Genomic DNA, 12,364 nt, shown 5'->3' with positions numbered 1-12,364 from the left:
TTCTCTTACTGTTTTATGAGGACAAAGCAAAAAAAATACCAATGACAGAGTCATTAGTATTTTTTGAAAATTATTTTAACCCCTTTGGAAGTTCACCTGTTGGACTAATAAGAGATGTTGAGAATGGCTTAGAAAAAATTCTATTTGCTAATTCATTTACCTCATCAAAGCTTACCTTATTAATTTGCTCAATTAGTTCATCCAGGGTACGGTGTTTTCCTAGTAATAACTCGTTTTTACCATTACGACTCATACGGCTATTCGTACTTTCTAGGCTAAGCATCAAACTTCCCTTTAATTGCTCTTTACCATTTATTAATTCTTTTTCACGAATTCCTTCGTCTTTTAGACGGTTTGTCGTTTCTTGAATTGCCTCATACAATTCCTCTAGCTGACCAGGTGCCGTACCTGCATAAATAGTGACCATGCCACTATCCTTGTAAGACGAATGATAAGAGAATACCGAATAAGCTAAGCCTCTCTTTTCACGAATCTCTTGGAATAATCGACTACTCATACTTCCACCAAGAAGATTATTTAAAAGAACCAATGGATAAATATCATCATGGCCAATTTGTAAGCCTTCATACCCTAGACATAAATGAGCTTGCTCTGTTTCTTTCTTTCTAGAAATTTTATTAGATAAAAAGACAGGCTCATCAAAGCTTCTTTCATCTTTTGAGCTCTTAACAGCTGAAAACGTCTCTTTAATTGTTTCTATCAGCTTCTCATTTATATTACCAGCAATCGATACTACTACATTGTCTGCTGTGTAAAAACGATTCATATAATCACGTAATTTATCACCATTAAAAGCAGTCAGGGTTTCAACCGTACCTAAAATTGGATACCCTAATGCGTGTTCACCATAAGCAGCCTTACTTAATAAATCATGAACGATATCATCAGGAGTATCGTCCACCATTTTAATTTCTTCAAAAACAACATTTTTTTCCTTAGCTAATTCATCCTCATCAAAAACAGAGTTGAAGAACATATCAGCTAGTACTTCTACTGCATAATCAGCATGCTCATCTAACACCTTCGAATAGTAACAAGTATATTCTTTAGAGGTAAAAGCATTTACTTGACCACCAATACGGTCAAATGATTCAGCAATATCAGCTGCTGATCTAGTCTTCGTTCCTTTAAAGAACATATGCTCTAAAAAGTGAGAAACTCCATTTTCGACACTGTTTTCAAAACGAGAACCAGTCCCTATCCAAATACCAATCGATACTGAACGAACTGTTGGAATATCTTCCACTAACACTCGTAAACCATTTTGTAATTCAATCTTTTGTATCAAATTATTGCCCCCTTAATCAGTCTCGGGTTACACCAAAGCTAGTTCGAGACGGGTCCATTAGTTGTGATACTGTACCAATCTGATAGCCCTTAGATTTTAGTCCTAAGATTAACTGCTCTAGTCCAGCAGCAGTTGAAGATGTTGGATGCATGAGTATCATTGCCCCTGGGTGTACTTTCCCTAATACATTCTGTACCATTGTATGAGGCTCAGGCTTTCGCCAATCCACTGTATCTACACTCCACATTATTGTCTTCATATTCATCTCATCAGCGAGCTCTACTGTCTCCTGACGGAAGCTACCACTAGGAGGTGCAAACCACTTTGGTGTAACATCTAATGTTGCGTGAATCACTTCATTTGTCTTTTGTAATTCTTCTCTCGCTCGCGCTGCAGTTAATTGTTTCATATCAGGATGTGAATACGCATGATTTCCAATTTCATGGCCCTCTTCTAATACCATTTTAGCCAATTTCGGATTTTTTTTCACCCACGAACCATCAAGAAAAAAAGTTGATTTCACATCATGATTATTCATTACCTTTAAGATATGCGGTAAATATTCATTACCCCAAGCAACATTTACTAATAGAGTCACCATTTCCTTTTCAGGGTTCCCTTTATAAATCGGTGCTGGTGGTAAATCGTCTAATTGAACTTCAGGTGCTACTTCTTTAAAAACTAGTTTTTGCTTATCAAATACCTGATTTTCTCGCATATTTTCATATGATGCTTCAACATCTACTTCAATCCCATTATATCCAGGTATTGCTTTCCACACTTTATCAACGACTGCATCAATAGGTGCTTCTTCATACTTTTTTCCTTGCTGCTTAATTTCCTCGTATAGCTCATCGGTTACTATAGAAACAGCAAGGCTATCTTGCTTCAACGTATTTATGTAATTGACTGAATATGGGTTCTGTACTGTGCCATATGAAAGAAACACAATAAATAAAAAAACAATGATATGTACGGCGCTTTTTTTCGTCATGATTCCTACCTCCTCGTACTATCACAATATGCGATAATAGGACAGGTTAGAACGAAGAGATGTAAAAAAAGAGACTGGCTAAGCTCCAGCCTCTTACTGTTAACTTTCTTTTTGTTCCTTTAAAACAGCCTTACGTGAAAGGTTTACTCTTCCTTGATTATCAACTTCAGTTACTTTCACTAAAATTTCATCACCAATTTTCACAACGTCTTCAACCTTCTCCACACGTTCTTCAGCAAGCTGAGAAATATGAACTAATCCGTCTTTTCCTTTAAAGATTTCTACGAATGCCCCAAATTTTTCAACTCGTTTGACTTTACCAAGATAAGTTTGACCAACCTCTACTTCTCGGACAATATCTTCAATGATTCCTTTTGCTTTTAGATTCATTTCATTATCGACAGAAGAGATATAAATCGTACCATCTTGTTCAATGTCAATTTTCACACCAGTGTCTTCAATGATCTTATTAATCATTTTACCACTTGGTCCAATGACATCACGAATTTTGTCAGCTTTAATTTTCATTGTAAGAATCTTTGGTGCATAAGTAGAGAGCTCAGGACGGAATTCTCCAATTGATTTTAGCATGTTATCAAGAATAATCATTCTTCCACGCTTTGCTTGCTCTAATGCTTCCACCAATATTTCTCTGTTAATTCCAGAAATTTTAATGTCCATTTGAAGTGCCGTAATACCATCTTTCGTACCAGCTACTTTAAAGTCCATATCCCCTAGAGCATCTTCCATTCCTTGAATATCAGTAAGAACAGTTACATACTCATCTTGCTTTACTAGTCCCATTGCAATACCCGCTACAGGTGCTTTAATTGGAACTCCAGCATCCATCATCGCTAATGTGCTTGCACAAATACTAGCCTGAGATGTAGAGCCATTTGATTCTAATACTTCAGACACCAAACGAATTGTGTAAGGGAAAGAGTCTTCACTTGGAATAATTGGTTCTAATGCTCTCTCACCAAGTGCACCATGTCCGATTTCACGACGACCTGGGCCACGAATAGGGCCAGTTTCACCAACACTAAATAACGGAAAGTTATAATGATGCATGAAACGCTTGGATTCTTCAATTCCTAGGCCATCAAGAATCTGAACGTCTCCTAGAGCACCTAATGTACAAATACTAAGTGCTTGTGTTTGTCCACGAGTAAATAATCCAGAACCATGAGTACGTGGTAACAGTTTTACTTGTGAATCTAACGAACGAATTTCATCGATTGCTCGTCCATCTGGGCGAACTTTCTCTTTCGTAATCAGTCTTCTAACTTCCTCTTTAATAACCTTATGTAGAATTTCTTTTACTACATCAAGCTTGACATCTTCGTCATCTTCAAAATGTTCAACTGACTTTTCAATTACAGCATCAATTGCAGCTTGTCTAGCATGCTTCTCTACAACTTGTACAGCTTGCTTTAGGTCAGCTTCTGAAAGCTCACGAACTCTCGCTTCTAGATCTTGATCAATCTGCTTTAACTGAACTTCCATTTTCTCTTTGCCAACAGCTGCTTGAATTTCTTCTTGGAAAGCAACTAAACGCTTAATTTCTTCATGACCAAACATAATCGCTTCTAACATAACTTCTTCAGAAACTTGGTCAGCCCCTGCTTCAACCATGTTAATGGCTTCTTTTGTACCTGCAACTACTAAGTTAATATCACTTTCTTCTAGTTGTTCAGTTGTCGGGTTAATTAAAAATTCGTTATTAATACGTCCAACTGTGACACCAGCAATAGGACCATCAAAAGGAATATCAGAAATACTTAATGCAATTGATGAACCAACCATTGCCGCCATTTCTGAAGAACAATTTTGGTCTACACTCATTACAATACTAATAACTTGTACTTCATTACGAAAACCATCTGGAAATAGAGGACGAAGTGGACGGTCAATTAAACGACTAGTCAAAACTGCTGTTTCACTAGGTCTACCTTCACGTTTAATAAAACCACCAGGAATTTTTCCTGCTGCATAAAGTCTTTCTTCGTAGTTAACTGTTAATGGGAAGAAATTTAAGTCCTTTGGAGATTTCGATGCGGTTACAGTAGAGAGTACAGCTGTATCGCCATAGCGAACTAATACTGCACCATTTGCTTGCTTAGCTAGCTGACCAGTTTCAACGGTTAACGTCCGTCCAGCCCAATCAGTACTAAAAATTTGCTTTTCTTGTTCCATAAAGAAGAGTGCTCCTCTCGTATACATAGTTATACAATTTAATATTATTATTACCTATTTATAATCAAATTAAAAGAAAAATTGATTTCTTTTATAAAAAATGAGAATTTTTTCCTCATTTTTTTGCTAAGAAAAAAGCGGGACTATTCCCGCTTTTCCTCTTACCATTATCGACGTAAGCCTAGTTTGTCAACTAAGTTACGGTAACGAGTTACGTCGTTATTACGTAAGTACGTTAATAAGTTACGACGTTGACCTACCATTTTCAAAAGACCACGACGAGAGTGATGATCCTTCTTATGAGTACGTAAATGCTCATTTAGAGTGTTGATTTGCTCTGTAAGGATAGCTACCTGTACTTCTGGAGATCCAGTATCAGTATCATGAGTTCTGAATTCAGAAATAAGTTCGTTTTTGCGTTCTTGAGTTAATGCCATCCTGTTCACCTCCTTAAAATATAATCGCCAATTACCTAGCAAACGTCGGTGACTCGATTTGCCAAGGAACGGCTCTGTACATAAGTACAAACCTAATAATACATCCTTTTTATTCAAATTGCAAGGAATGGGCAAATATTATCTTTTTAGTCTTTTTCAAGAGGCATTTGAAAAAAATCTATCGCCTCTTGTTTATCCTTTTCTATTTGTTCAATTAGTTGATCAACTGAGGAAAACTTTTGCTCACTACGAATGAATTTATTCCATACTACAGTTATTTTTTTACCATATATATCATCATTAAAGTTAATGATATGTACTTCAATAGTTGGCTCCAACAACTGATTATGAAAAGTAGGCTTGAAACCAATATTACAAACAGCATCATATGCTACGTTGTCAATATACATTTGAACAGCATAAACTCCTGCTTTCGGTACAATATATCTCTCCTGTAATTGTATATTAGCTGTAGGGAATCCTATAGTGCGCCCTCGCTTTTCCCCATCAACTACGATACCTTCAATTCGATACTCTCTACCCAAATATTGTTCAATCTCTTCAACTTTCCCCTCTAAAAGTAATTCTCTAATAAGAGTGGAACTAATTTTCTCCTGGGCATATTGAATTTTATCTACCGTGGTATGCTCAAACTCACCTCTAGAATGAAAGGAGATTGTCTCCATCGTTCCTTTCCCTAATGAACCATATGTGTAGTCAAAACCAGCAACAACATGCTTTACATGAAGCTTAATAATATAATCATCAATAAACTGCTGAGGTGTAAGCTTTGAAAAGGGTAAATCAAACTGAACAATATATAGTTTATCAACGCCCAATTCTTCAATCACATTTTTCTTTTCGCTTATAGGTGTGATATAGTTCATCGGCTTAGGACAGTCTCTAACAAGGACTTCACGAGGATGAGGTGAAAAGGTCATAACTGAGCAAAGGATATTTTTCCCTTTGGCAATATCCATCGCTGTTTTAATAACTTGCTGATGACCTATATGAACACCATCAAAATAGCCAAGTGCCATGACATTTTCTTTAATTTGTTCATCGTGTAGTTGTAGTGGGTGTGATAAATAAATCGTTTCCATCGTTATCACCTTCTCGATTCATAGTTGGTACAATTTTACTCTATTTGTAGCATTTTTTCCGGTTTCATTAGTCCTTCTTTTGTCGGATGCTTTATATAAATAGCAATACAAACTCCTTCTTCATTATAAACAGAAAAACGAGATTCTTCTATGCCTTTAATTAATGGCAATACAGCGCCATTCTTGATTTTTTCTTCTAGCTCTCTCGAAACTGTAACTTTTTCGAAGTGACTAACAGCTTCTTCAATTGTTAATAATAATTCCTTTTCTTTACCGTTTTCCAATGCTTGTTCGATTTCTTCAAATGTAAAACATTCATCTATTGTAAAGGGGCCAGATGCGATTCGTTTTAAGTCTGACATATGGGCAGGAAAACCTAATTTTTTTCCGATATCAACAGCAAGAGTACGAACGTACGTACCTTTACTACAATGGACTTCAAAAGAAAAAGAAGCATTATCATTCGAGTAGTTAAGCTTATTAGATAGTAAAGTTAAATTATGAATGGTAACCTTCCTTTGAGGACGCTCAACCTCTTTCCCTTCACGAGCATATTGGTATAGTCGCTTCCCATTGACTTTTACAGCTGAATACATAGGAGGGATTTGAATAATCTCCCCTTTAAATTCATCAATAACAGATTGTACTTTTGAATACGGAATTTCTGTATCAACTTTTCTTTCTTCTACAACTTCCCCACTAGAATCCTCAGTAGTCGTTGCAAAACCTAATGTTACTTCACCTATATATGTTTTTGGATAATCAGTCATATATTCAGCAATTTTCGTTGCTCTACCAAAGCAAATTGGAAGTACGCCTGTTACGTCTGGATCAAGTGTACCTGTATGTCCTACTTTCTTAGTATTGAAAAGTTTCCTTAGTCGAAAGACACAATCATGAGATGTCATTCCTTTTGGCTTAATTAATGGGAGTATTCCTGTAACATTCATATTCTCACCCCGTAAACAGTTTACTGTAATAATTTACCCCATAGATAAAGGATAGACAAGAGTACCCCCCTATCTATCCTTCATTCGTTATTCTTTATCTTTTGATTGTCTATTTAAATCAGCAATCAAAGTGTCAATTCGATTCCCATATTCTATAGATTGGTCAAATTCAAAGAATATTTCCGGTGTTTTTCGTAATCGTATTCTTTTACCAATTTCAGAACGGATGAAACCTGTTGCTTTAGATAAACCTTTTAACGTTTCTTCTTTCTCTTCATCGTTACCTAAAACAGTAATATATACTTTTGCTTGCTGTAAATCACCTGTTACATCAACCCCAGTGACTGTGACAAATTTAACTCGTGGGTCTTTTATTTCACGCATGATAATGTCACTTAACTCTTTTTTCATTTGCTCACCAACACGGTTTGCACGAACATTACTCATTATCTACACCTCACCTTGTTGCAGTGCTTAAGTTACTAGTAAATTGAAAGAAATGCTATGAACTTTAGATTTATAATTTGTAAGTAAATGGATTTCACTTATAACCATTCATAATTCGTTACTGTTCGTTCTAGCTCTGTCACTCCATCTATAAGTGCTAATGCTCGTTGAAGTTCCTTCTCTGCCACTGCTTTATCAGTAGAAACTGTTACAATAGCGATTTCGGAACGTTGCCAAACATTTTGATGGTTAATTTCAGCGACGGAAACATTATAGCGCTGTTTCAGCTTCGTAATTATGCTCTTCAGAACAGACCGTTTCTCCTTAAGAGAATTAGCATCATAAATCAATAATTCACAATAGACCGCTCCGATCATTTACGTTTGATTTCCTCCATAACGTAGGCTTCAATGATGTCTCCTTCTTTGATGTCATTGAACTTCTCTAACGTCACTCCACATTCATAACCTGCTGCAACTTCCTTAGCATCATCTTTGAATCGTTTTAATGCATCGATTGCACCTTCATAAATAACAATACCATCACGGATTAAACGAACAGTAGAGTCACGTGTAACTTTCCCTTCCGTTACGTATGAACCAGCAATTGTACCAACTTTTGAAACTTTGAACGTTGTACGTACTTCTAATTGACCAATAACTTTCTCTTCAAATTCTGGGTCAAGCATACCGTTCATTGCCGCTTCAATCTCATCAATCGCATTGTAAATAACTCTGTGTAATCGAACGTCTACTTTCTCTTGCTCTGCTGTACGCTTCGCATTAACATCAGGACGAACATTAAATCCAATAACAATTGCGTTAGAAGCTGATGCTAAAATAATATCTGATTCTGCAATGGCACCAACACCGGTGTGAATAATTTTAACTTTCACACCCTCAACATCAATTTTTTCAAGTGAGCCTTTCATAGCTTCTACTGAACCTTGTACGTCACCTTTAATAATAACGTTGATTTCTTTTACTTCACCTTGTTGAATTTTGTTAAATAAATCATCAAGACTAACTCTCGATGTCTCATTAAGTTGCTCTTCTCTTTGACGAACCATTCGAGTTTCACCAACAGAACGAGCTGTTTTTTCATCTGGGAATGCTTTAAATTGGTCACCCGCTTGTGGAACATCATTTAAACCAGTTACTTCAACTGGTGTAGAAGGTCCTACAACTTTAACACGTCTACCTAAATCGTTTACCATTGCACGTACACGGCCAAACGTGTTACCTACAACAATAGGGTCACCTATTTTTAATGTACCAGCTTGAACTAATAAGGTTGCAACTGGTCCACGACCTTTATCTAATTGAGCTTCAATAACTGTACCAAGAGCTAATTTATCTGGATTTGCTTTAAGTTCCTCAACTTCAGATACAAGTAATACCATTTCTAAAAGTTCATCAATTCCAGTTCCATTTAAAGCTGACACTGGTACAAAGATAGTGTCTCCACCCCAAGCTTCAGGTACTAATTCATATTCTGTTAATTCCTGCATTACACGGTCAGGATTTGCTGCTTCTTTATCAACCTTGTTAACGGCTACGATAATAGGAACCTTCGCAGCTTTCGCATGGGCAATTGCTTCTTTTGTCTGTGGCATTACACCATCATCTGCAGCAACTACTAAAATACAAATGTCTGTAATTTGAGCTCCACGTGCACGCATCGTTGTAAAGGCAGCATGCCCAGGTGTATCTAAGAATGTAACTTTCTTACCATCAGTTTCCACTTGGTAAGCACCAATATGCTGTGTAATTCCACCCGCTTCTCCAGCAGTTACTTTCGTATGACGAATAGAATCTAATAATGTTGTTTTCCCGTGGTCAACGTGTCCCATAATTGTGACAACCGGCGGTCTTTCTTTTAAATCTTTGTCATCATCTTCTTCGATAATTTCTTCAAAATTTGTTTCGTCAATAATAATTTCTTCTTCCACTTCTACACCATAATCGCCAGCAATTAATTCGATTGAATCTTTATCTAAATCTTGATTAATTGTTGTCATCACACCTAAAAACAATAGCTTTTTAATCAGTTCGGAAGGTTCTTTATTTAATTTCCCTGCCAACTCACCAACTGTTAAAGAGCCAGAGTACGTAATTTTGCTTGGTAACTCTTTTGGTTGGGCCTTAGGCTGTTGAGTTTGTTGAGTTTGTTGAGTTTGTTGACCTCTTTGGTTATTCTGTTTTCTTTGATTCTGTGACTTTTGACCTTTAGACTGTGGTTTTTGGTTTATTTTTTGATTGTTTGATTTCATCGCTGCTCCCTGATTGTAATTATTCTTTGGTTTATTATTTTCTTTTTGTTTTGGTGGTTTTGCCTCTGTTGAATTGTTAGTAGCTTTTTTATCTGTAGAATTAGTTGTACCCTTTTCGAGCTTTGTCATAACTTCTTCATCTATAACAGACATGTGATTTGACACATCAACACCTAGTTCTTTGACTCGCTCGATAACATCTTTACTTTGTAAATTCTTCTCTTTGGCATATTCATATATTCGCATTTTCCGCATATACTTACCTCCACGTCTATTGTTCGATAAGTGTCATCAACTTCTTAGCAAAGCCTGCATCGATTACACCTACTACAACTCGTTCTTCTTTACCGATCGCTCGCCCTAGTTCTTCTCTTGTTCCTATTATACGTAAAGGAACTTTATAGAAGGTACATTTGTCAGTTACTTTCTTCTTTGTACCTTCTGAGGCATCATTAGAAAGTAAGACTAATTTTGTTTTGTTTCGCTTCACATCTTTAAGAACTAATTCTTCCCCTGAAATTAACTGACGGGCTCTAGCTGCTAATCCTAATAATGAATACCATTTTTCAGTCATTTCTTAACAACCTTCGCTCTTGCTACCTCAAGTTGGTCGTATATTTCATCGCTAACTTTAACATTCAGATGCCTTGATAACACATCTTTCTTCTTAGCCAATTCAAAACATTCCTGACTATTACTTATGTAAGCGCCACGACCATTTTTTTTACCAGAAGGATCAATTGAAACTTCTCCTTCAGGGGAACGAACTACACGTATAAGTTCTTTTTTGGGCTTCATTTCATTTGTAACAATACATTTTCGAAGTGGAACTTTTCGTTGCTTCATACTGCCCCACCTCCCTTACGATTGCTCTAGCTCTTCTTCAGTTACATCAGACATTTCACTATTCTCTTCTACCTCAACACCTGAAGTATCTTCATCAAGAACAACATCATTAAACTCTTCACTTGCATCAAGTAATCCTAATTCTCCTGCTTCAGACTCACTCTTAATATCAACCTTCCAACCAGTTAGCTTAGCAGCTAAGCGAGCATTTTGACCTCTTTTACCAATTGCTAGTGATAATTGATAGTCTGGAACGATAACTTGAGTCATTTTCTCTTCTACATTTACATTTACTTTAATTACCTTCGAAGGACTTAGTGCATTTGCTACGTATTCCACTGGGTCTTCTGACCAACGTACAATGTCAATCTTTTCACCTTTAAGTTCGTTAACAATTGCTTGCACACGTTGCCCTTTTTGCCCAACACATGCACCAACAGGATCAACCTCAGGGTTTTCCGCATAGACTGCAATTTTTGAACGATCTCCAGCTTCACGAGCTACCGATTTAATCTCAACAATACCTTCATAAATTTCAGGAACTTCAAGTTCAAATAAACGCTTTAATAAACCAGGATGACTACGTGAAATAAGTATTTGAGGCCCTTTTGTCGTCTTTTCTACCTTTGTAATAAAGGCTTTAATTCGATCATTATGATGATATTGTTCATTTGGCATTTGTTCACCTAATGGAAGAAGAGCTTCTACTTTACCTAAATCAACATAAATGAAACGACTATCCTGTCTTTGAACAATACCAGTCATAATATCTTCTTCTCTGTCAATGAAGTCTGAGTAAATAATCCCTCTTTCAGCTTCACGTACACGTTGAGTTACAACCTGTTTAGCAGTTTGAGCAGCAATACGCCCGAAGTCTTTAGGTGTTACTTCAATTTCTACAACATCATCTACCTCATAGTTAGGATTCATGTTTTTTGCATCCTCTAATGAGATTTCTAAACGTGCATCAAACACTTCTTCTACAACTGTCTTTCTAGCAAACACTCGAATACTTCCGTTTTCACGGTTAATATCAACTCTTACGTTCTGTGCTTGGCTAAAGTTTCTTTTATATCCAGATATAAGGGCTGCTTCAATCGCTTCGATAATGACATCTTTGTCAATACCTTTTTCTCTTTCTAATGTTATTAATGCATCCATAAAATCGCTATTCATGGAATGTTTCTCCCCCTTTCAAGTTAAAAGACAACAGCAAGTCTAGCACTTGCCATTTTGTCGTATGGAATTTCAATTTCTTTTGTACGAGTTTTAATCAAAATTTGTATAGTTAGCTTTTCACCATCAAAATCTGCAAGTTTTCCTTCAAAGGCCTTTTCACCTTCAATTTGCTCATATGTAGTGACATAAACATTCTTACCAATCGATTTATAAAGATCTTTTTCTTTTTTCAATGGTCGTTCAGCACCTGGTGATGAAACCTCTAAAAAATATGCTTGTTCAATCGGATCTGTCTCATCAAGCTTTTCACTTAATTTTTCACTAACAGTTCCACAATCCTCTATATCTACACCTGTTTCGCTATCAATATACACTCGCAAAAACCAATTTTTTCCTTCTTTTTTGAACTCCACATCAACTAGCTCTAAATTCAGTTCCTCTAATATTGGTAATACTAGTTCTTCTGTGATATCAGTTGCTTTCTTGCTCATATGAAACTAAACCTCCTAATTGCTTTCCTTAAATACTCATTCAATTTATCATCATCGAGACTTTATTTTGAGAAGGAACAGTTATATAATTATTTTTCCTAATTTCAAGTTGATAAATTCATACAGAATTGTGTATAGAA

13 protein-coding genes are annotated in these 12,364 nt (G+C 36.2%); all 13 read right to left on the bottom strand.

What is annotated here, in order from left to right; genetic code table 11:
• Positions 1-70: 70 nt before the first annotated feature.
• Entirely contained in the window at positions 71-1,309 is a 1,239-nt protein-coding gene (locus CD003_RS03020) for a M16 family metallopeptidase (RefSeq protein WP_096199409.1), read from the bottom strand.
• Between the two features lie 16 nt (positions 1,310-1,325).
• Complete coding sequence (locus tag CD003_RS03015; RefSeq protein ID WP_096199408.1) at positions 1,326-2,303, bottom strand: polysaccharide deacetylase family protein; 978 nt, start codon at positions 2,301-2,303, stop codon at positions 1,326-1,328.
• Between the two features lie 99 nt (positions 2,304-2,402).
• Complete coding sequence (pnp, locus tag CD003_RS03010) at positions 2,403-4,499, bottom strand: polyribonucleotide nucleotidyltransferase (protein ID WP_096199407.1); 2,097 nt, start codon at positions 4,497-4,499, stop codon at positions 2,403-2,405.
• Between the two features lie 167 nt (positions 4,500-4,666).
• The gene (gene rpsO, locus CD003_RS03005) at positions 4,667-4,936 is read right to left on the bottom strand and encodes a 30S ribosomal protein S15 (RefSeq protein ID WP_096199406.1); all 270 of its coding nucleotides are present in this window, start codon (positions 4,934-4,936) and stop codon (positions 4,667-4,669) included.
• Between the two features lie 146 nt (positions 4,937-5,082).
• On the bottom strand, positions 5,083-6,039 hold the full coding sequence (gene ribF / locus CD003_RS03000; protein WP_096199405.1) for a bifunctional riboflavin kinase/FAD synthetase: 957 nt from the start codon (positions 6,037-6,039) through the stop codon (positions 5,083-5,085).
• Positions 6,040-6,074: 35 nt separating this feature from the next.
• Positions 6,075-6,989, bottom strand: a complete 915-nt coding sequence (gene truB / locus CD003_RS02995; protein WP_096199404.1) for a tRNA pseudouridine(55) synthase TruB — start codon at positions 6,987-6,989, stop codon at positions 6,075-6,077.
• Positions 6,990-7,076: 87 nt separating this feature from the next.
• Complete coding sequence (rbfA, locus tag CD003_RS02990) at positions 7,077-7,436, bottom strand: 30S ribosome-binding factor RbfA (protein WP_096199403.1); 360 nt, start codon at positions 7,434-7,436, stop codon at positions 7,077-7,079.
• 98 nt (positions 7,437-7,534) lie between these two features.
• Positions 7,535-7,813, bottom strand: a complete 279-nt coding sequence (locus tag CD003_RS02985; protein ID WP_096199402.1) for a DUF503 domain-containing protein — start codon at positions 7,811-7,813, stop codon at positions 7,535-7,537.
• Positions 7,810-9,963, bottom strand: coding sequence for a translation initiation factor IF-2 (gene infB / locus CD003_RS02980; protein ID WP_096199401.1), 2,154 nt, complete (start codon positions 9,961-9,963; stop codon positions 7,810-7,812). The genes CD003_RS02985 and infB overlap by 4 nt, the downstream gene beginning before the upstream one ends.
• 16 nt (positions 9,964-9,979) lie before the next feature.
• Positions 9,980-10,282: a YlxQ family RNA-binding protein gene (locus CD003_RS02975; protein ID WP_096199400.1), complete on the bottom strand. Its 303-nt coding sequence runs from the start codon at positions 10,280-10,282 to the stop codon at positions 9,980-9,982.
• On the bottom strand, positions 10,279-10,554 hold the full coding sequence (gene rnpM / locus CD003_RS02970) for an RNase P modulator RnpM (RefSeq protein ID WP_096199399.1): 276 nt from the start codon (positions 10,552-10,554) through the stop codon (positions 10,279-10,281). Before rnpM ends, CD003_RS02975 begins: the two co-directional genes overlap by 4 nt.
• Positions 10,555-10,569: 15 nt before the next feature.
• Complete coding sequence (nusA, locus tag CD003_RS02965) at positions 10,570-11,730, bottom strand: transcription termination factor NusA (protein ID WP_096199398.1); 1,161 nt, start codon at positions 11,728-11,730, stop codon at positions 10,570-10,572.
• Positions 11,731-11,753: 23 nt separating this feature from the next.
• Positions 11,754-12,224, bottom strand: a complete 471-nt coding sequence (gene rimP, locus CD003_RS02960) for a ribosome maturation factor RimP (RefSeq protein WP_096199397.1) — start codon at positions 12,222-12,224, stop codon at positions 11,754-11,756.
• Positions 12,225-12,364: the final 140 nt, after the last annotated feature.

Source organism: Bacillus sp. FJAT-45350 (assembly GCF_002335805.1).
Taxonomy (GTDB): domain Bacteria; phylum Bacillota; class Bacilli; order Bacillales; family NISU01; genus FJAT-45350.
Note: the sequence above shows the minus strand (reverse complement) of the source record. Positions and strands in the feature narration are given on the sequence as shown.